Source organism: Mycobacterium sp. UM_11 (genome assembly GCF_001414075.1).
GTDB lineage: Bacteria > Actinomycetota > Actinomycetes > Mycobacteriales > Mycobacteriaceae > Mycobacterium.
This window is the reverse complement of the sequence record NZ_LATC01000005.1, coordinates 1-19425: the sequence shown is the minus strand read 5'-3', so window position 1 is coordinate 19425 and position 19425 is coordinate 1. Positions and strand designations below refer to the sequence as shown.

Below are 19425 nucleotides of genomic sequence, written 5' to 3'. Positions count from 1 at the left end.
CGACTTCCCGCGCAACTGCCGATGGTTGACCCCGCCGAATTTGCGCACCCCGCCCCCGCGCTCATGGGCGACCCGCCACGAACCGTGGATACTAGGGTGAACACGACCACGCCGGTGTCGTGGATATCGCCCGGTGCAGGGCCTGTCTCGAGCGCTCAAGAAGAGGATCCAAAGGGATAACGTGACCTCCGATCAAGGCTTCGACCAGAAGCAGGACAGCGGCAAGAACAGCGGCAACCGCTTAGCCCCGCGCCCCGTCTCCCGTCCGCCGGTGGACCCCGCATCGCGTCAACTCTTCAGCCGCCCCGCCGGACTGCGCGGGTCCTTCCTGGCCGACCGCGTCCGCCCGCAGAAGTACCGGGACCAGGGCGAGTTCTCCCCGCACGACGAGCCGGCCGATCCGGTCCTCCAGGAGGCGTTCAGCCGGCCGGTCGGCAGCCCCGACTCGCTGCAGCGCCACCCCGTTGACGCCGGCGCGCTGGCCGCCGAGAAGGACGGTGCCGGCCCCGACGAGCTCGATGATCCGTGGCGGGACCCGTCGGCCGGGGCCGCGTTGGGCACCCCGGCGGTCCCCCCGTCGGGGCCGCGGGGACCGCAGGGCTACGGCGGCAAGCTGGGCGTGCGCGACGTGCTGTTCGGCGGCAAGGTGTCCTACCTCGCGCTGCTGGTGCTGTTGCTGATCGCGCTGGTGATCGGCGTGATCGGCGGGGTGATCGGGCGCAAGACGGCCGAGGTCGCCGAGGCGTTCACCACCTCGAAGGTGACGCTGTCGACCAACGGCAACGGGGAGGGCCCGGCCGGCCGGTTCGCCAAGGTGGCGGCCGCAACCGCGAACGCGGTGGTGACCATCGAGTCCAAGAGCGACCAGGAGGGCATGCAGGGCTCCGGCGTGGTGATCGACGGCCGCGGCTACATCATCACGAACAACCACGTGATCTCCGAGGCGGCGAACAACCCCAGCCAGTTCAAGACGACCGTGGTGTTCAACGACGGCAAGGAAGTGCCCGCCAACCTGGTCGGGCGCGACCCCAAGACCGACCTGGCGGTGCTCAAGGTCGACAACGTCGACAACCTGAGCGTGGCCCGGTTCGGCGACTCGGACAAGGTGCGCGTCGGCGACGAGGTGCTGGCGGCGGGCGCGCCGCTCGGGCTGCGCAGCACCGTGACCCACGGCATCATCAGCGCGCTGCACCGGCCCGTCCCGTTGTCGGGGGAGGGCTCGGACACCGACACCGTCATCGACGCCCTGCAGACCGACGCGTCGATCAACCACGGCAACTCCGGTGGCCCGCTGATCGACATGGACTCGCAGGTGATCGGGATCAACACCGCGGGTAAGTCGTTGTCCGACAGCGCAAGTGGGCTGGGCTTCGCGATCCCGATCAACGAGGCCAAGCAGGTGGCCCAGACGCTGATCAAGGACGGCAAGATCGTGCACCCGACGCTGGGCATCAGCACCCGCTCGGTGAGCAACGCGATCGCCTCCGGTGCGCAGGTCGCCAACGTGAAGGCCGGCAGCCCCGCGCAAAAGGGCGGGATCCTGGAGAACGACGTCATCGTCAAGGTCGGTAACCGCACCGTCGCCGACGCCGACGAGTTCGTCGTCGCCGTCCGGCAGCTGACCATCGGCCAGGACTCCCCGATTGAGGTGGTCCGCGACGGCCGGCACGTCACCCTGACCGTCAAGCCCGACCCCGACGGCAGCTAGATGTTCGGCAGCCTGAGCTGGGAGCACATCCTGGTCCTCGTCGTGGTGGGGCTGGTGGTCCTCGGCCCCGAGCGGCTCCCCGGCGCCATCCGCTGGACGTCGACCGCGCTGCGCCAGGCGCGCGACTACCTCAGCGGGGTGACAACCCAGCTGCGCGAAGACCTCGGGCCCGAGTTCGACGAGCTCCGCGCGCCGCTGAGCGAGCTGCAGCGGCTGCGCGGGATGACGCCGCGCGCCGCGCTGACCAAGCACCTGCTGGACGGCGACGATTCGTTCTTGACGGGGAACTTCGACCGGCCCGTCAACGGCACCGCGGCCGCGCCGGCGGAGCCGTCGCCACCGCCCGTGCAGGCTCCCGGGCCGGCGCCGTTCGACGCCGACGCGACCTAGCGGGTCGCCGCCATCGGACCTAGCGCCGCGTCGGATCCAGGCCCAGCGACACGCCCGCCAGGCCGCGCCGTCGCGATGACAGGTTGTCGGCCACGCTGCGCAGCTCCTTGCCCGCCGGGGAATCCGGGGCGCTGAGCACGATGGGGGTGCCGGAATCGCCGGCGGCCACCAGCGCTGGGTCCAACGGGATCTGGCCGAGCAGCGGCACCTCGGCGCCGACGGCGCGGGACAGGCGCTCGGCCACCTGCCGGCCGCCGCCCTCGCCGAACACCTGCATCGTCGAGCCGTCCGGCAGCGTGAGGCCCGCCATGTTCTCCACGACGCCGGCGATGCGCTGCCGGGTTTGCATCGCGATGCTGCCCGCCCGCTCGGCGACCTCGGCCGCGGCCAGCTGCGGCGTCGTCACCACCATGATCTCGGCGCTGGGGATCAGCTGGGCCACCGAGATGGCGATGTCCCCGGTGCCCGGCGGCAGGTCCAGCAGGAGGACGTCCAGATCGCCCCAGTAGACGTCGGCCAGGAACTGTTGCAGCGCCCGGTGCAGCATCGGCCCGCGCCACACCACCGGGGTGTTGCCCTCGGTGAACTGGGCGATCGAGATGACCTTCACCTCGTGTGCGATGGGGGGCAGGATCATCGACTCGACCTGGGTGGGCCGGTCCGTGGTGCCCATCATCCGGGGGATGGAATGGCCGTGGATGTCGGCGTCGAGCACGCCCACCGAGAGGCCGCGGGCCGCCATGGCCGCGGCCAGGTTGACCGTGACGGTGGACTTGCCCACACCGCCCTTTCCGGACGCGACCGCATACACCCGCGTCAGCGAATTCGGTTGGGCGAAGGGGATGACGGGCTCGCGGGCATCGCCGCGCAACTGCTTGCGCAGTTCGGTGCGCTGCTCGTCGTTCATCACGTCCAGGGTGACCTTGACGGCGCCGGTGCCCGGCACGTCGGCGACCGCGTTGGTGACCCGCTCGGTGATCTCCGTCTTCTTCGGGCACGCGGCGGTGGTCAGGTAGATCCCGACGTGCACGCCGCCGTCGGGCTGGGTGTCAATGCTCTTGACCATCCCCAGTTCGGTGATCGGGCGCCGGAGTTCGGGGTCGATCACCTTCCCCAGGGCGGTGCGGATTGCTGCGCTCAAGTCGGCAGCGTCATGACCAGACATCACCGCCGAGTGTAGGCGTGCGCGATGGGGCCGTCTGGCGGCGGTCAGCCGCCCGCGACGGGTCCCGGCGGCTTCGGCGCCGCCGCGTTCGGCGGGCCGGCGGGTTTGGGTGCCGCAGCCGCGGGGGCCGGGGCCGCCTGGGGCGCGGGAGCCTGCGCGTCCGGCGGTGGCGGCGGGGCCATCGGCGGGGCCATTGGCGGGGGTGGTGCCATCGGCGGCGGTGCCATGGGCGGCGGCGCCCACGGCTGGGCCGGCTGCGGCGGATTCTGGGGACCGACACAGATCACCGTGCAGCCGGGCATACGCGTCGGGGCCTGCTGCGGCGTGGGGGTCATCCACGGGAACATCGACTGCTGACCGGGGCTCTGCGGCCCGGAGAGGTCGATCAGCGGCATGCGCGCCAGGGGGTCGTCCAACGGCAACCCGTTGACGTTCATCGGCAGGTTGGGGCCGAGTCCCTCGGCATGCTCGAGGTGCGCGTCGGCGAGCGGGGGCGGCGGGCCCGTCATCGGAGGCAGGTCGACCGGAACCACGCCGGTGGCGTACGCCGACGCCCAGCCCAGCACGTTCTGCGCGTACGCCATCGAGTTGTTGTAGCGCAGGATCGCGGCCATCACTTGCGACGGGTCGCGGAGGTTGAGGCCGCCGCTGCACAGGTAGCGCGCCGCGGCCAGCGTGGAGTCGAACAGGTTCTGCGGATCGGCGACGCCGTCGCCCTTGCCGTCGGAGGCGTACCGCGCCCAGGTGCCGGGCAAGAACTGCATCGGCCCCATCGCGCGGGCGTAGGTGGGCCGATTGCCGGTGCTGCTCTGCAGGATGATCTCGTTGCCCGGCAGCGTGCCGTCCAACGCGGGGCCGTAGATCGGGACGACCGCAGTGCCGCGCGCGTCGACCGCCCCGCCGCCGGCATGACCCGACTCGATGCGGCCGATCCCGGCGAGCAGGTTCCAGCTGACGCCGCAGCCGGGGGCGGCCACGGCCATCTTCTGTTCGGCGCTGCGGTAGGCCGCCAACGCGATGCTCGGAATGCCAAGCGCCCCAGGCGCATTCACGATCATCGGTTTCGGCGGAGCCGACAGGGCGGGCTCGGCGACGTGGAAGGCGGTGGGTGAACGGTCGGCGGACACGACCGCCGGGCCCGAGAGGTCGGGAACGGTGGGGGAAACCGCGGCCACCGGGGCCACTTTCGCGTGCACCTGCGGAAGCTTTTCGGGGAGCGAGGGTGCCGCCCCGCTCACCGCCCCGGCGAAGACCAACGGGGCGATCGTGGCGACGCCGAATGCGCGCGTGCGCGTCACCTGAAGTGCTCCTTGCCGCTCCGCTGCGGCGGCCGGGCGTGCACCCCGGCGTCCCCCAATGCGCACTCGACCGTCCTAGGTATGTGAGCTGGTCAACTGCTCTTCAGCCGTGAACTAGATCACCATACATAACTCTTGTGACCAGAGTGGCGCAATGGTCTGAACTGGTTCTCAGCCCGATTTCTTAGTGGCGCGGTCCACGCCGTCGCCGCCCTGTACCCCCTCGGCGCCCCCGGATTCGGGGTCCAGCCGGGCCAGCAGCGCGCGCAGATCCTCCAGCTCATGACGCAGATATTCGCGGGTCACGACCTCGCCGACGGCGAGCCGCACGGCCGCGAGCTCGCGGGCCAGAAACTCGGTGTCGGCCTTGGTCTGCGCCGCGCGATGACGATCCTGTTCGAGCGCGACCCGGTCCCGGTTTTCCTGACGATTCTGGGCGAGCAAAATCAGCGGCGCCGCGTAGGCGGCCTGCGTGGAGAAGGCGAGGTTGAGCAGGATGAAGGGATAGGGGTCGAAGCGGGCCGCGGCGGCGAAGAGGTTCACGGCGATCCACACGATCACCACGATGGTCTGCACCAGCAGGTAGCGGCCGGTGCCGAAGAACCGCGCGATGGACTCGGTGATCTGGCCGACGGCCTCGGGGTCCAGGCGCGGCGAGTATCTGCGCGACGTCCGCGGGGTGGAAAGCAGCCGGCGGGGTGCCGGGGACTTGCTCACGCGGATCCTCCCAGTTCGTCGAGCCGGCCTGCGGCGTCGAGCGCCTGCATGTCCACCCGCCAGTCGTGCGGCAACAGGTGATCGAGCAGGTCGTCCACCGTCACCGCGCCCAGCAGGTGGTTCTGATCATCGAGCACCGGTCCGCACACCAGGTTGTAGGCCGCCAGGTAGCGGGTCACCGCCGCCAGCGGGGTCTCCGGCGTCAGGGTGAGCAGGTCGGTGTCCACGATGCCGCCGACCAGTTCCGCCGGTGCCTCGCGGAGCAGCCGTTGCAGTTGCACACAACCCAGGTACCGGCCGGTGGGCGTGGCCGTGGGCGGGCGCACCACGAACACCATGGACGACAGGGCGGGGGTGAGGTCGGGGTCGCGGACGCGGGCCAGCGCCTCGGCGACCGACGTGTCGGGCGTCAGCACCACCGGATCCGAGGTCATCAGCCCGCCCGCCGTGTCCGGCGAGTGCGCCAGCAGCCGCCGGACCGGGGCCGAATCGTCCGGGTCCATCCGGGTCAGCAGCATCTCGGCGTCCGTCGGGTTCAGCACGCCGAGCAGGTCGGCGGCGTCGTCGGGATCCATCTCCTCGAGGACGTCGGCAGAGCGTTCCGTGCCCAGCTCGGAGAGCACGTCGGCCTGGTCCAGTTCGGGCAGTTCCTGCAGCACATCCGCCAGCCGGTCGTCGTCGAGCGCCTTGAGCACTTCGTAGCGGCGCTTGGGCGGCAGGCCGCGGATGGCGTCGGCCACGTCGACCGCCTTCCAGCCCTCGAACTGATCCAGCAGCTGCGCCACGCCCTGACCCGGCAGCGCCAGCGCCGACGGGCTCAGGCCTTGCACGTGGTACCAGTCCACGACGTGCACGGGGCCGCGCCGCCCCAGCCGCCGTTGGCTGCGGACCGCGACCCGGCTCACCATCCAGTCGCGGGTGCGGGTTTGTTCGATCCCGAGGTCGGTGACGACGACGTCCAGGCCGGCCAATTCGGGCAGCGCGGGATCGTTGACCTTGACCTGCGTGTCGAGCACCTGGCCGATCGCCAGCACCTCACCCGGGCGCTGTTCGAAGTGGCGCAGGGAGACGCTGCCGGTGTTGAGGGTGACGGCCTCCGGCTCGATCGCGGCGACCCGAAGCATCGGGATGAAGATGCTGCGCCGCGTCGCCAGGTCGACGACCAATCCCAGGACGCGCGGTTGTTGACGCACGATGCTGATGCTGATCACGACATCGCGGACCCGGCCGAAGGATTCGCCGAGCGGACCCAGCACCAACATCCGCGAGAGCCGGGCGATGTAGACCCTGTTGACCGATGCCATGGGGAGAGCCTAGGCAGCCGCGCTCGGTACGGCAGATGCTGGGATGCGGCTAACGCGAGTGCATCGCGAACAGGAAGACGATCGTGGTGACCACCAGGGTCGCGACGCCGATGACGATGCCGGCCACCGCCAGGCCGTAGCCGTCCTGCTGGGTCCGCCGAATCTGGTTGATCGCGACCGCGCCCAGCACGATCGCCACAATCGAGCCGACGCAGCAGCAGAACACGCCGGTGAACGACGTGACGAGCGAGGCGATCGCGAGCTTGTTCGTGCCCGGTTTGACGCCGCTCGGGGTGCCATAGCCGCCCAGGTAGTCCGGGGCGGGGTAGTAGCCGCCCGGATACGGTGGCGGCCCGTAGCCGCCCGGCGGCCCCCCGAATTGTGACGGGCCCGGCTGGTAGGGCGGCGCGCCGTAGCCCGGCGGCTGGTCATAGCCGGGCGGTGGCCCGTATCCGGCTGGGGGCGGCGGGTATTGGCCCGCGTAGCCGGGTTGGTACTCGATGGGGTAGCCCGGCGGCGGATACGCCGGGGGCGGGTAGTCCGGCGCCGGCGGTTCCCACGCGGCCCCCGGCTGGTCCGGGCCCCCGCTGCCGCCGGCGGACGACGGTTTGGCCTGGTCGTCGTGGGCGGGGTCGCCGAAGCCGTCGCCGGGCGCTGTCATGGTGTTCAACCTAGCCGATGCCGGGTTGGCCGATCGGCGGCGAACCGCCGCGCGTCGCACGGCCCTCGCCGGGGCGGTGACGGCTTTGTTTGTGCAGGTCGCTGGCTAGGCTAGGAGGTCCGAGATGTGGCATCGGCCAGGGCGGAGGAGAATGAGCAGCAATGACTAGTCCTTTCCAGCCCGGTCAAGTCCCCGGCTCCACGCCCGCGGGCGCGACGGGCCGCCGCGCGCCCGGACTCCCGACGCCGCCCAAGGGTTGGCCGGTCGGGTCCTATCCCACCTACGCCGAGGCGCAGCGCGCCGTCGACTACCTCTCCGAGCAGGAGTTCCCGGTCCAGCAGGTGACCATCGTCGGCGTCGACCTGATGCAGGTGGAGCGGGTCACCGGCAGGCTGACCTGGGCCAAGGTGCTCGGTGGCGGCGTGCTGAGTGGGGCCTGGCTGGGTCTGTTCATCGGATTGGTACTCGGCTTCTTCAGCCCGAATCCCTGGGCCGCGCTCGCCACCGGCCTGGTGGCCGGGGTCTTCTTCGGGTTGATCACCTCCGCCGTCCCCTACGCGATGGCCCGCGGCACAAGGGATTTCAGCTCGACCATGCAGCTGGTGGCCGGCCGCTATGACGTGCTCTGCGATCCGCAGAACGCGGAGAGGGCACGGGACCTGTTGGCGCGCTTGGCGATTTGAGGCCGCGCGCGAGAGGTGTGACCCAGTGGTGAATCGTCGTGCGCGCCGGATGGGCGTCATCGGGCTGGCGGCGGTCACCATCGCGGCGGCGGCGACGGCCTGCGGGTCCGCCGGCAACGGGTTGGTGATCAGTTTCTTCACGCCGTCCACCGATTCGACCGCATTCACCGCCGTCGCCCAGGAGTGCAGCAAGCAACTGGGGGGCCGGTTCGCCATCCAGCACGTGAGCCTGCCGCGGGGACCCGGCGAGCAGCGGGTGCAGCTGGCGCGGCGCCTGAGCGCACACGACCGCGGGCTGGACGTGATGGCGCTGGACGTGGTGTGGACCGCGGAGTTCGCCGAGGCCGGATGGGCGCTGCCACTCTCGGATGACCCCGCCGGCCTTGCCGACGCCGACGCCGCCGCTGACACCCTCCCGGGCCCGTTGGCGACGGCCCGCTGGAAGCACAAGCTGTATGGCGCTCCCGTCGCCACCAACACGCAATTGCTCTGGTATCGAACGGATTTGGTGAGTCAACCGCCGCAGGACTGGGACGCGATGGTGACCGAGGCCGGCCGGTTGCACGCCGAGGGCCGGCCGGCCTGGATCGCCGTGCAGGCGAACGAGGGCGAGGGCCTGGTGGTGTGGTTCAACACGCTGCTGGTCAGCGGTGGCGGTGCGGTGCTTTCCGAGGACGGCCGCCGGGTCACCTTGACCGACACACCCGCGCACCGCGCCGCGACAGTCAACGCGCTGCGCATCCTCAAGTCGGTCGCCACCGCCCCGGGGGCCGACCCGTCGATCACCCGGACCGACGAGGGCACGGCGCGCCTGGCGGTCGAACAGGGCAAGGCCGCACTGGAAGTCAACTGGCCGTACGTGCTGGCCTCCATGCTGGAGAATGCGGTGAAGGGCGGCGTCCCCTTCCTGCCGCTGAACCGGGATCCGGCCCTGGCCGGCAGCATCAACGACGTCGGCACGTTCGTGCCCAGCGACGAGCAATACCGCATCGCCTACGACGCCAGCCGAAAGGTGTTCGGTTTCGCGCCGTATCCCGGTGTGGCGCCGGACCGGCCGGCCAAGGTGACGATCGGCGGACTGAACCTGGCCGTCGCCAGCACCACCCGCCACCGCGCGGAGGCGTTCGAAGCGGTGCGCTGCCTGCGCAGCGTGCAGAGCCAGAAGTACGTGTCGATGGAGGGTGGCCTGCCCGCGGTGCGGACATCGTTGTACTCCGACCCGCAATTCCAGGCCAAGTACCCCATGCACGCGGTCATCCGCCGGCAACTCACCGACGCCGCCGTGCGGCCGGGGACGCCGGTCTACCAGGCGTTGTCGCTGCGGCTGTCGGCGGCGCTGAGCCCCATCACCGATATCGACCCGGAGCGGACGGCCGACGAGCTCGCCACGCAGGCGCAGAAGGCCATCGACGGCAAGGGGCTGTTGCCGTGACCGCCACGGCCGTGCAGCCGCATGAGGCCGCCGTCGCCCCCGGCACCCGCAGCCGAAACCGGTTGTCGGAGCGGCGGCTTGCCTTCCTGCTCGTCGCGCCGGCGGCGACTCTCATGCTGGCGGTGACGGCCTACCCCATCGGCTACGCGGTGTGGCTGAGCCTGCAGCGCAACAATCTCGCCACCCCCGACGACACCGCGTTCGTCGGATTGACCAACTACCAAACGGTTTTGACCGACCGCTATTGGTGGACCGCGCTGGCCGTCACGCTGGGCATCGCGGCCGTCTCGGTGTCCGCCGAATTCGTGCTCGGCCTGGCGCTGGCGTTGGTGATGCACCGCACGCTGGTGGGCAAGGGCCTGGTGCGCACCGCGGTGCTGGTGCCGTACGGCATCGTCACGGTGGTCGCGTCGTACAGCTGGTATTACGCGTGGACGCCCGGAACCGGTTATCTGGCCAACCTTTTGCCGCACGGCAGCGCGCCGCTGACCCAGCAGATTCCGTCGCTGGGCATCGTGGTGCTCGCGGAGGTGTGGAAGACCACGCCGTTCATGTCGCTGCTGTTGCTGGCCGGCCTGGCGTTGGTGCCAGAGGACTTGCTCAAGGCCGCCCAGGTCGACGGGGCCGGGGCGTGGCGTCGGCTGGCGCGCATCACCCTGCCGATCATCAAGCCCGCAGTCGTGGTCGCGCTGCTGTTCCGCACGCTGGACGCGTTCCGCATCTTCGACAACATCTACGTGCTGACCGCCGGCGCCAACAACACCGACTCGGTGTCAATCCTGGGCTACAACAACCTGTTCAAGGGCTTCAACGTCGGGCTGGGGTCGGCGATCAGCGTGCTGATCTTCCTCTGCGTCGGGATCATCGCACTGGTCTACATCAAGGTGTTCGGCGCGGCGGCGCCCGGCGGTGACCTCGATGGCCGTTAACGGGGGAGGCGCCGGGCGCGCCGCGGTCTGGGCCGTCGTCGACACGGTGGTCGTTGTGTACGCACTCCTTCCGGTGGTGTGGATCCTCAGCCTCTCGCTCAAGCCGACGTCAACGGTCAAGGACGGCAAGCTCATTCCGTCGTCGGTGTCCTTCGAGAACTACCGCGGCATCTTCCGGGGTGACCTGTTCAGTTCGGCGCTGATCAACTCGATCGGGATCGGGCTGATCACGACCGCCATCGCGGTGGCGCTCGGTGCGATGGCGGCGTACGCGATTGCCCGGCTGAGCTTTCCGGGCAAGCGGGTGTTGATCGGCGCCACCCTGCTGGTCACCATGTTCCCCGCGATCTCGCTGGTCACCCCGTTGTTCAACATCGAACGCTTCGTCGGCCTGTTCGACACCTGGCCGGGCCTGATCTTGCCCTACATCACGTTCGCGCTGCCGCTTGCCATCTACACGCTGTCGGCGTTCTTCCGGGAGATTCCGTGGGACCTGGAGAAGGCGGCCAAGATGGACGGCGCCACACCGGCCCAGGCCTTCCGCAAGGTGATCGTCCCGCTGGCAGCGCCCGGGGTGGTGACCGCGGCGATCCTGGTGTTCATCTTCGCATGGAACGACCTGCTGCTGGCGCTGTCGCTGACGGCCACCAAGGCGGCGATCACCGCGCCCGTGGCGATCGCGAACTTCGGTGGCAGTTCGCAATTCGAGGATCCCACCGGGTCGATCGCGGCCGGCGCCATCGTGATCACGGTCCCGATCATCGGTTTTGTTCTAATCTTCCAACGACGAATCATCGCCGGGTTGACCTCTGGCGCGGTGAAGGGATAGCTGCGATGGCCGAGATTGTGCTGGACCACGTCAGCAAGAGCTACCCGGACGGCGCCGTGGCGGTAAAGGATCTCAGCATCACCATCGCCGACGGCGAGTTCCTCATCTTGGTCGGGCCGTCGGGCTGCGGCAAGACCACGACGCTGAACATGATTGCCGGCCTTGAGGACATCTCGTCGGGGGAGCTGCGCATCGGCGGCGAGCGGGTCAACGAGAAGGCGCCCAAGGACCGCGACATCGCGATGGTCTTCCAGTCGTACGCGCTTTACCCCCACATGACCGTGCGGCAGAACATCGCGTTCCCGCTGACTCTGGCGAAGATGAAAAAGGCGGAGATCGCACGCAAGGTGGAGGAAACCGCCAAAACCCTTGACCTGACCGAACTCCTGGACCGCAAGCCGTCCCAATTGTCCGGTGGGCAGCGACAGCGGGTGGCGATGGGCCGGGCGATCGTGCGCCACCCCAAGGCCTTCCTGATGGACGAGCCGCTGTCCAACCTGGACGCCAAGCTGCGCGTCCAGATGCGTGGCGAGATCGCCCGGCTGCAAAAGCGCCTCGGCACCACGACGGTCTACGTCACCCACGACCAGACCGAGGCCATGACGCTGGGCGACCGGGTGGTGGTCATGCACGGTGGCGTCGCGCAGCAGATCGGCGCGCCGGACGAGCTTTACGAGCACCCGGCCAACCTGTTCGTCGCGGGCTTCATCGGCTCGCCGGCCATGAATTTCTTCCCGGCCACATTGACGCCCGTCGGGCTGACGCTGCCCTTCGGGGAGGTGATGCTGGCCCCGGAAGTTCAGGCGGCCGTCGCGAGGCACCCGGCCCCGGAGGACGTCATCGTCGGGGTGCGGCCCGAACATCTCCAGGACGCCGCACTGATCGACGGCTACCAGCGCATAAGGGCGCTCGTGTTCGAGGTGAAGGTCGACTTGGTCGAGTCGCTGGGCGCCGACAAGTACGTCTACTTCTCCACCTCCGGTTGGGCCGCGCAATCCGCTCAGCTCGACGAGCTGGCCGCCGAGGCCGACGCGCACCAAAACCAGTTCGTAGCAAGGGTTTCCGCGGAATCCAAAGCGGCGATGGGGCACTCGATCGAGTTGGCATTCGACACCACGAAGCTGGCCGTCTTCGACGCGCGCTCCGGCGTGAACCTGACCAACGCCGGGGAGCCGTGAGCCCCGTCCTGGATCGGGTGCGCGCCCACCTGCACCGCCACTTCGCCGACGCGGAGCCCGATTCGGCGAGCGTGACGTTCCTGGGCACCGAACCGATCGAGGTGTTGCGCTTCCGCGGCAGCGACGGGGTGGTGCGTTACGTGTCGCTGGGCTGTTCGCGCTATCCGATGACCGACCCGACGCAGATCGTCGATGACCAGACGCGCGGCCCGCGCGCCGAAGTCGTCCTCAGCCTGCGCGATCCGGGACCGGTCACCGGCGTCGCCCGCAGCCTCGCGGTCCTGGCCGCGACCCCGGCGGTCGAGGGCCTGGTGTTGACCGCCGACGCGTTGGTCGATCTCGGCTCCCCGCTGTGGGCGGGGTCCGCGGGGCCGGTGCCGTTCACCGCGGTGTTGTTGGGGCCCAGCGACATCGACGACCTGCCGCTGGAACCGCCCCGCGATCCGGTGCAATTCCTCTCGGCGACCCCGATCACCGCGACGGAAGCGGCCTGGGTGCGGTTGAAGGGCGCCGAGGCCATGCGCCAGGCGTGGCAGAACGACGGGGTGGACGTGTTGAACCCGAATCGCCCCGCCGCACAACCGCGTTGAGCTCGTCCGCGAGCAGACGCAGACTCGCATGAAACATCACGAAAGCGTGCGATTCCGCGTCTGCTCGCGAGAGAAGCCTAGAGCCAGTTGTTGCGCCGGAATTGGAAGTACAGGGCCAGGCAGGCCAGCGTCATCGCGGCCATGATCCCCGGGTAACCCCAGGTCCAGTTCAACTCGGGCATGAAATGGAAGTTCATCCCGTAGATGGCGGCGACCATGGTGGGCACCGCCAAAATACCGGCCCAGGCGGCCATCTTGCGCATGTCGTTGTTCTGCTGCATCCCGACGCGGGCCAGCGCCGCCTGGATCAGCGAGTTGAGCATGTCGTCGTAGCTGGTGATCTGGTCCGCGGCCTGGGATTGGTGGTCGGAGACGTCGCGCAGGTAGCGCCGCACCTCCTTGGAGATGAGGTCCTTGTTCTCCACCTGAATCCGATGGAACGCCACGGACAGCGGGCTGACGCACCGGCGCAGCTCGACGACCTCACGCTTGAGCAGATAGATCGGCTCGACGTCGATCTTGCTGCCCGGCGCGAACGCCACCTCCTCGATGCTGTCGATGTCGGACTCGATCAGGCTGCTCACCTCGAGGTAGTGGTCCACCACGTCGTCGGCGATCGCGTGCATCACCGCGAACGGGCCCAGCCGCAGCTGCTCGGGATCGGCGTCCATCCGCTTGCGCACCTCGGACAGGCCGCCGTGCTCGCCGTGGCGCACGGTGATCACGAAGTCCTTCCCGACGAAGACCATGATCTCGCCGGTCTCCACGATCTGGCGGGCCTTGACCACCGATTCGTGCGGGACATAGGTGACCGTCTTGAGGACAAAGAACACCGTCTCGTCGTAGCGCTCCAGCTTGGGGCGCTGGTGTGCGCACACGGCGTCTTCCACCGCCAGCGGGTGCATCCCGAAAAGGTCCGCGACTTCCTGCATCTCAGCTTGGTCGGGTTCGCGCAACCCGACCCACACGAACGCGTCCTGGCCGAGCGCCTCCAGCTCGCGCACCTTGTCGCGGGCCTCGGCGTAGCTGAACTTGCCGGGCAGCCGGTGGCCGTCGGCGTAGACGGCGCAGTCGACCAACGTCTCGTGCGTGGCCTGGGGCTGGGGGTCCGGCTGCGGCGGGTGCGGCTCGTGCGCGAGGGGCCGAAGCGCTTCAGGCAATGCGTCAAAGCCCTGGAACACATCCACCTCCGATCGCAGCGCAGGTCTGGACGAGCGGTGCTCCATGCTACGCGTCCCGTCTTCCCGAAGCGTGACGATCCGGCCGGAGGTTGGCGGCCGAGAAGGGTGCGCTAGTTTCGTGCCGAGACCCGAATCTGCATGACTATCTCCACAAGGAGTATTTCGACGTGAGCGCAAGTCCTCTCAAGGTCGCCGTCACCGGCGCCGCCGGCCAGATCGGCTACAGCCTGTTGTTCCGCCTGGCGAGCGGTTCGCTGCTCGGGCCCGATCGCCCGATCGAGCTGCGCCTGCTCGAGATCGAACCGGCGCTCAAGGCCCTCGAGGGCGTCGTGATGGAGCTCGACGACTGCGCGTTCCCGCTGCTGGCCGGGGTCGAGATCGGCGCGGACGCCAACAAGATCTTCGACGGCGTCAACCTCGCCCTGCTGGTCGGCGCCCGGCCGCGCGGCCCGGGCATGGAGCGCAGCGACCTGCTGGAGGCCAACGGCGCGATCTTCACCGCGCAAGGCAAGGCGCTGAACTCCGTCGCCGCCGATGACGTCCGCATCGGAGTGACCGGCAACCCGGCCAACACCAACGCGCTGATCGCGCTGAGCAACGCACCGGACATCCCCAAGGAGCGGTTCTCGGCGCTGACCCGCCTGGACCACAACCGCGCCATCTCGCAGCTGGCCCGCAAGACCGGCGCGCAGGTCACCGACATCAAGAAGATGACGATCTGGGGCAATCACTCCGCCACCCAGTACCCCGACATCTTCCACGCCGAGGTCAGCGGGAAGAACGCGGCCGAGGTCGTGAACGACCAGGACTGGATCGAGAACGACTTCATCCCGACCGTGGCCAAGCGCGGCGCGGCGATCATCGACGCGCGCGGCGCCTCCTCGGCCGCCTCGGCCGCGTCGGCCACCGTGGACGCCGCCCGGTCCTGGCTGCTGGGCAGCCCGCAGGGTGACTGGGTGTCGATGGCGGTCTACTCCGACGGCTCCTATGGCGTGCCGGAGGGCATCGTGTCGTCGTTCCCGGTGACCACCAAGGACGGCGACTGGTCGATCGTGCAGGGGCTGGACATCGATGACTTCTCCCGCGGCCGCATCGATAAAACCACCGCGGAGCTGGTCGACGAGCGCAAAGCGGTGACCGAGCTGGGTCTCATCTGACCCATTAGGTCTACTAACCGGTAGTCAGTACCCTGAAGCGCGTGTCCGAGTTGATTGAATCGATACAGACGCGCGCCGAAGCCGGCGCGATCACCGATGCGGAGATCTTCGAGGCACACGTAGGCGGCAAGCTTTCGGTAGGCCCGACGGCCCCCCTGGACACCCAGCGCGCGCTGTCGATCGCCTACACGCCCGGCGTCGCGCAGGTCAGTCGCGCGATCGCCGCCGACCCCAGCCACGCCGCCCGGTACACGTGGGCGAACCGGCTGGTCGCCGTCGTCAGTGACGGCAGCGCCGTGCTGGGCCTCGGCGACATCGGGCCGGCCGCGTCGCTGCCGGTGATGGAGGGCAAGTGCGCCCTGTTTCAGGCGTACGGCGGCCTGAACGCGATCCCGATCGTGCTGGACACCAAGGACCCCGACGAGATCGTCGAAACCCTGGTGCGGTTGCGCCCGACCTTCGGCGCCGTCAACCTCGAGGACATCTCCGCGCCGCGTTGTTTCGACATCGAGCGTCGAGTGATCGAGGCGCTGGACTGCCCGGTGATGCACGACGACCAGCACGGCACGGCGATCGTCGCGTTGGCTGCGCTGATGGGCGCCACCAAGTTGCTCGGCCGCGACATGACGTCGCTGCGGGTGGCGGTCTCGGGCGCCGGGGCCGCGGGCGTCGCGTGCACGAATCTCCTTCTGGCCATGGGGGTTTCGGACATCACCGTGGTCGACTCGCGCGGCATCCTGCACCCCGGGCGCGCCGACATGAACAGCGTGAAGAGCGTGCTGGCGCAGCGCACGAACCCCGACGGCCTCACCGGCAGCATGGCGGAAGCGCTGCGCGGCGCCGACCTGTTCCTCGGGGTGTCGGGCGGCGTGGTGCCCGAGGAGATGATCGCCACCATGGCGCCCGACGCGATCGTGTTCGCGCTGTCCAACCCCGACCCGGAGATCCACCCGCAGGTCGCCGCCAAGTACGCGGCGGTGGTGGCCACCGGGCGCAGCGACTTCTGCAACCAGATCAACAACGTGCTGGCCTTCCCCGGCGTCTTCCGCGGGGCGCTGGACGCGGGGGCGCGCCGGATCACCGAGAAGATGATGGTGGCCGCGGCCGAGGCGATCTTCTCGGTGGTCAGCGACGACCTGGCCCCCGACCGGATCGTCCCCAGCCCGCTGGACCTGCGCGTCGGGCACGCGGTCGCCACGGCGGTGGCCCTGGCCGCCGACCCCGCAGACATCGCGGGGTGAGAACCGGCTGGCTGGCGGCGCCGCTGCTCGCCACCGTGCTCGCGGTGGCCGGCTGCGGGGCCGACGGCGGCGATCACGGCCCCCGCCCGGAATTGGTGGTCGGTTCGGCGACGGACCCCGAGTCCACGCTGCTGGCTGGCGTCTACGTCGCCGCGCTGCGGTCCTATGGGTTCGCGGCGCGCGCCGAGAGCGCTGACGATCCGATGGCGCGGTTGGACTCGGGCGCGTTCACGGTCGTGCCCGCCCTGACCGGCCGCACGCTGCAGAGCCTGCAGCCCGGCGCGACGGCCATGTCCGACGCCGAGGTCTACCGCGCGATGGTGGCCGCGCTGCCCGAGGGCGTCGCCGCGGGCGACTACACGACGGCCGCCGAGGACAAGCCCGTGCTGTTGGTGACCGGCGCCACCGCCAAGGCGTGGGGCGGCAGCGACGTCAGCGCGGACTTGAGCACGCTGCCGAAGCACTGCGGCGGCCTGAGTCTCGGCACCGTCAGCGGGCGCCGCGCCCCGTCCGCCGTGGGCAGCTGCCGGCTGCCCGACGCGCGCGAATTCCCGGACGACACAACGATGTTCGCCGCGGTGCGGGTTGGCCAGCTGACCGCGGGGTGGACGACAACCGCCGACCCGGGCCTGCCCACCGACCTGGTCACGCTCGTCGACGGCAAGCCCGCGTTGATACGCGCCGAGAACGTGGTGCCGCTCTATCGCCGCAACGCCCTGGCCGATCGGCAACTGCTGGCCATCAACGAAGTGGCCGGCGTGCTGGACACCGCGGCCCTGGTCGACATGCGCCGCCAAGTGGCCGGTGGGGCCGATCCGCAGGCGGTGGCCGGCGGCTGGCTGGCCGAACACCCGCTGGGGCGTTGAATCAGCGCTTGGGCAGCAGCCGCGCGACGGCGTGCTTCACCCGGCCCATGACCGGCCCGCTCACCAGCCGCTCGGGCCTCGAACCCGTCAACCGCGTCACCAGGTCCATGGCCTTGACGTCCGGCCCGACCAACACCCGGGCCTTGTTCTTGAGCACCCCGGCCAGGATGAGCTGAGCCGCTCGCGTCGGTGTGGTCTTGGCCTGCTGTTCCTCGAACATCGCCGCGAAGGTGTCTTGGTCGAGCCCCTCGGCGAAGATGGCGTTGCGGGCGAACCCCGTCCGCACGCCGCCGGGGTGCACCGTCGTCACCCGCACCGGGTGGCCGGCCGCCACCATTTCCAGTCGCAGCGCCTCGGTGAAGCCGCGGACGGCGAATTTTGCCGAGACATAGGCGGCCTGCCCGGGCGCCGCGAACAGCCCGAGCGCGCTCGAGATGTTGATGACGTGGCCGTCGCCGGAGGCGATCAGGTGGGGCAGAAACGCTTTGGTGCCGTTGACGACGCCCCAGTAGTCGACGTCCATCACCCGTTCGATGTCCTTGAATCGGGTGTCTTCGATGGACCCGACGAACGTGATGCCGGCGTTGTTGTAGACCTGATTGACCTGGCCGAAGTGCTCTTTGACCGCGTCCGCATACGCGAGGAATTCCTCGCGTTCGGTCACGTCGAGCCGGTCGGCTTTGACCGGCACGCCGAGGGCATGCAATTGCTCCTCGGTCTCTGCCAATCCTTCGATGTCGACGTCGCTGATTGCCAGCTTCGCCCCGGCTCGGCCCAGCTCCAGCGCCAAGGCCTGACCTATCCCCGATCCCCCGCCCGTGACGACGGCAACTTTGCCGGCGAACCCTTCCATATGGACTCCTAGTGGCGGCGTGCTGGGTCAGGCTATCCGGTGACCACCGGCCGCGCCACGGCGGGTCTCACTGCTTGGGCATCAACCGGCCCATGACGGGGCCGAACAGCTGCTGATAGTAGGGGCCGGCCACCCGCACCATCACGTCCAGGAGCTTGGCGTCCGTGCCGACCAGCACCCGGGCCTTCTTCTTGCGGACCGCGTCCAGGATGACCTCGGCGGCGCGTTTCGGGCTGGTCCTGGCGAGCCGTTTGTCGAACAGCTTGGCCAGTTGTTCGGGGTCGAGTCCCTCGGCGGCGGTGGCGTTGCGGGCGATCGCGGTCTTGATGCCGCCGGGGTGCACGGTGGTCACCGCCACCGGGTGGCCGGCCGCCACCATCTCCTGTCGCAGCGCCTCGGTGAACCCCCGGACCGCGAACTTGGCCGCGTTGTACGCCGCCTGGCCGGGCACCGAGAAGAGCCCGAACACGCTGGAGACGTTGATGACGTGACCGTCGCCGGAGGCGATCAGGTGCGGCAGGAACGCCTTGGTGCCGTTGACGACGCCCCAGAAGTCGACGTCCATCACCCGCTCGATGTCCTTGAACTGGCTGATTTCGACATCGCCGGTGTAGGCGATGCCGGCGTTGTTGTAGACCTGGTTCACCTTGCCGAAGTGTTCCTTGACCTCGTCGGCGTAGGCCAAGAACGCCTCGCGCTCCGTCACGTCGAGCCGGTCCGCCTTGACCTCGGCCCCCATCGCCTTCAACTGCGCCTCGGTCTCCGCCAGGCCCTCGACGTCGACGTCGCTGATCGCGACCTTGGCGCCCGAGCGGGCCAGCTCCACGGCCAGCGCCTGCCCGATACCCGAACCCGCACCCGTCACCACGGCGACCTTGCCGGCGAACCCTTGCATGCGCACCCTTCCTTATGTCTAGTTGCGTCGAGGCTAGCCGGTACCGACGGTCCGAGGTACGCGCGGGTGGTTCGCGTACGCGATCAGCGGAACGCGGTGTCGAGGATCTCCTGCTGCTCGACGGCATGCACCTTCGACGACCCCGACGACGGGGCCGACATGGCCCGCCGCGAGATGCGCTTGAGCCCGGTCAGCTTGTCGGGCAGCAGCTCCGGCAGCTCCAGGCCGAACCGCGGCCACGCGCCCTGGTTGGCCGGCTCCTCCTGCACCCAGAAGAACTCCGTGGCACCGGGGTAGCGGTCCAGCGTCTCGTTGAGCCGGCGCTTGGGCCTGTCTCTTATACACATC

20 protein-coding genes are annotated in these 19425 nt (G+C 69.5%); 11 read left to right on the top strand and 9 right to left on the bottom strand.

All coding sequences use genetic code 11. The annotated features are described in order from the left end of the window. Nucleotides 1-181: 181 nt before the first annotated feature. Both WU80_RS02530 and tatB read left to right on the top strand, forming a co-directional pair. Nucleotides 182-1708: a S1C family serine protease gene (locus tag WU80_RS02530; RefSeq protein WP_055398745.1), complete on the top strand. Its 1527-nt coding sequence runs from the start codon at nucleotides 182-184 to the stop codon at nucleotides 1706-1708. Then, nucleotides 1709-2098 (top strand): Sec-independent protein translocase protein TatB, encoded by a 390-nt coding sequence (gene tatB, locus WU80_RS02525; protein ID WP_055398743.1) that lies wholly within the window; start codon nucleotides 1709-1711, stop codon nucleotides 2096-2098. Between the two features lie 19 nt (nucleotides 2099-2117). Here tatB and WU80_RS02520 read toward each other — a convergent pair whose 3' ends face one another. The 5 genes from WU80_RS02520 to WU80_RS02500 form a co-directional block, all read right to left on the bottom strand. Further along, on the bottom strand, nucleotides 2118-3263 hold the full coding sequence (locus WU80_RS02520) for an Mrp/NBP35 family ATP-binding protein (RefSeq protein ID WP_156349380.1): 1146 nt from the start codon (nucleotides 3261-3263) through the stop codon (nucleotides 2118-2120). Nucleotides 3264-3307: 44 nt separating this feature from the next. Then, nucleotides 3308-4627, bottom strand: coding sequence for a lytic transglycosylase domain-containing protein (locus WU80_RS02515; RefSeq protein WP_055398739.1), 1320 nt, complete (start codon nucleotides 4625-4627; stop codon nucleotides 3308-3310). 105 nt (nucleotides 4628-4732) lie between these two features. Then, on the bottom strand, nucleotides 4733-5278 hold the full coding sequence (locus tag WU80_RS02510; protein WP_055398737.1) for a DUF1003 domain-containing protein: 546 nt from the start codon (nucleotides 5276-5278) through the stop codon (nucleotides 4733-4735). Continuing rightward, nucleotides 5275-6582, bottom strand: a complete 1308-nt coding sequence (locus WU80_RS02505; protein WP_055398735.1) for a magnesium transporter MgtE N-terminal domain-containing protein — start codon at nucleotides 6580-6582, stop codon at nucleotides 5275-5277. The genes WU80_RS02510 and WU80_RS02505 overlap by 4 nt, the downstream gene beginning before the upstream one ends. A gap of 49 nt (nucleotides 6583-6631) precedes the next feature. Continuing rightward, a complete protein-coding gene (locus WU80_RS02500; protein WP_055398733.1) occupies nucleotides 6632-7243 on the bottom strand; it encodes a DUF4190 domain-containing protein in 612 nt (203 codons plus the stop codon). A 161-nt stretch (nucleotides 7244-7404) separates the two neighbouring features. On the opposite strand from WU80_RS02500, the gene WU80_RS02495 reads away from it, so the two are divergent. Genes WU80_RS02495 through WU80_RS02470 form a run of 6 tightly spaced genes read left to right on the top strand, consistent with a single transcriptional unit; the run spans nucleotide 7405 to nucleotide 12884 of the window. Beyond that, nucleotides 7405-7926: a general stress protein gene (locus tag WU80_RS02495; RefSeq protein ID WP_055398731.1), complete on the top strand. Its 522-nt coding sequence runs from the start codon at nucleotides 7405-7407 to the stop codon at nucleotides 7924-7926. A 49-nt stretch (nucleotides 7927-7975) separates the two neighbouring features. Further along, complete coding sequence (locus tag WU80_RS02490; protein WP_156349385.1) at nucleotides 7976-9358, top strand: extracellular solute-binding protein; 1383 nt, start codon at nucleotides 7976-7978, stop codon at nucleotides 9356-9358. 11 nt (nucleotides 9359-9369) lie between these two features. Continuing rightward, entirely contained in the window at nucleotides 9370-10287 is a 918-nt protein-coding gene (locus WU80_RS02485) for a carbohydrate ABC transporter permease (protein ID WP_055398929.1), read from the top strand. Then, entirely contained in the window at nucleotides 10277-11116 is an 840-nt protein-coding gene (locus tag WU80_RS02480; protein ID WP_055398726.1) for a carbohydrate ABC transporter permease, read from the top strand. The genes WU80_RS02485 and WU80_RS02480 overlap by 11 nt, the downstream gene beginning before the upstream one ends. A gap of 5 nt (nucleotides 11117-11121) precedes the next feature. Continuing rightward, complete coding sequence (locus WU80_RS02475; RefSeq protein ID WP_055398724.1) at nucleotides 11122-12294, top strand: ABC transporter ATP-binding protein; 1173 nt, start codon at nucleotides 11122-11124, stop codon at nucleotides 12292-12294. Beyond that, the gene (locus tag WU80_RS02470) at nucleotides 12291-12884 is read left to right on the top strand and encodes a suppressor of fused domain protein (protein ID WP_055398722.1); all 594 of its coding nucleotides are present in this window, start codon (nucleotides 12291-12293) and stop codon (nucleotides 12882-12884) included. Before WU80_RS02475 ends, WU80_RS02470 begins: the two co-directional genes overlap by 4 nt. A gap of 77 nt (nucleotides 12885-12961) precedes the next feature. Here WU80_RS02470 and corA read toward each other — a convergent pair whose 3' ends face one another. Next, a complete protein-coding gene (gene corA, locus WU80_RS02465) occupies nucleotides 12962-14065 on the bottom strand; it encodes a magnesium/cobalt transporter CorA (RefSeq protein WP_055398927.1) in 1104 nt (367 codons plus the stop codon). Nucleotides 14066-14232: 167 nt separating this feature from the next. On the opposite strand from corA, the gene WU80_RS02460 reads away from it, so the two are divergent. The 3 genes from WU80_RS02460 to WU80_RS02450 are packed head-to-tail and all read left to right on the top strand — an operon-like array spanning nucleotide 14233 to nucleotide 17329. Next, nucleotides 14233-15222: a malate dehydrogenase gene (locus WU80_RS02460; protein WP_055398720.1), complete on the top strand. Its 990-nt coding sequence runs from the start codon at nucleotides 14233-14235 to the stop codon at nucleotides 15220-15222. Nucleotides 15223-15263: 41 nt separating this feature from the next. Further along, nucleotides 15264-16463, top strand: a complete 1200-nt coding sequence (locus WU80_RS02455) for an NADP-dependent malic enzyme (protein ID WP_055398718.1) — start codon at nucleotides 15264-15266, stop codon at nucleotides 16461-16463. Continuing rightward, entirely contained in the window at nucleotides 16460-17329 is an 870-nt protein-coding gene (locus tag WU80_RS02450; RefSeq protein WP_055398716.1) for a glycine betaine ABC transporter substrate-binding protein, read from the top strand. Before WU80_RS02455 ends, WU80_RS02450 begins: the two co-directional genes overlap by 4 nt. Before the next feature lies 1 nt (nucleotide 17330). On the opposite strand, the gene WU80_RS02445 is transcribed toward WU80_RS02450, so the two are convergent. The 3 genes from WU80_RS02445 to WU80_RS02435 form a co-directional block, all read right to left on the bottom strand. Next, entirely contained in the window at nucleotides 17331-18182 is an 852-nt protein-coding gene (locus WU80_RS02445) for an SDR family oxidoreductase (protein ID WP_055398714.1), read from the bottom strand. Between the two features lie 67 nt (nucleotides 18183-18249). Beyond that, nucleotides 18250-19077: an SDR family oxidoreductase gene (locus WU80_RS02440; RefSeq protein ID WP_055398712.1), complete on the bottom strand. Its 828-nt coding sequence runs from the start codon at nucleotides 19075-19077 to the stop codon at nucleotides 18250-18252. Between the two features lie 83 nt (nucleotides 19078-19160). After that, a partial coding sequence (locus WU80_RS02435; RefSeq protein ID WP_156371776.1) for a hypothetical protein occupies nucleotides 19161-19425 on the bottom strand: 265 nt, incomplete at its 5' end.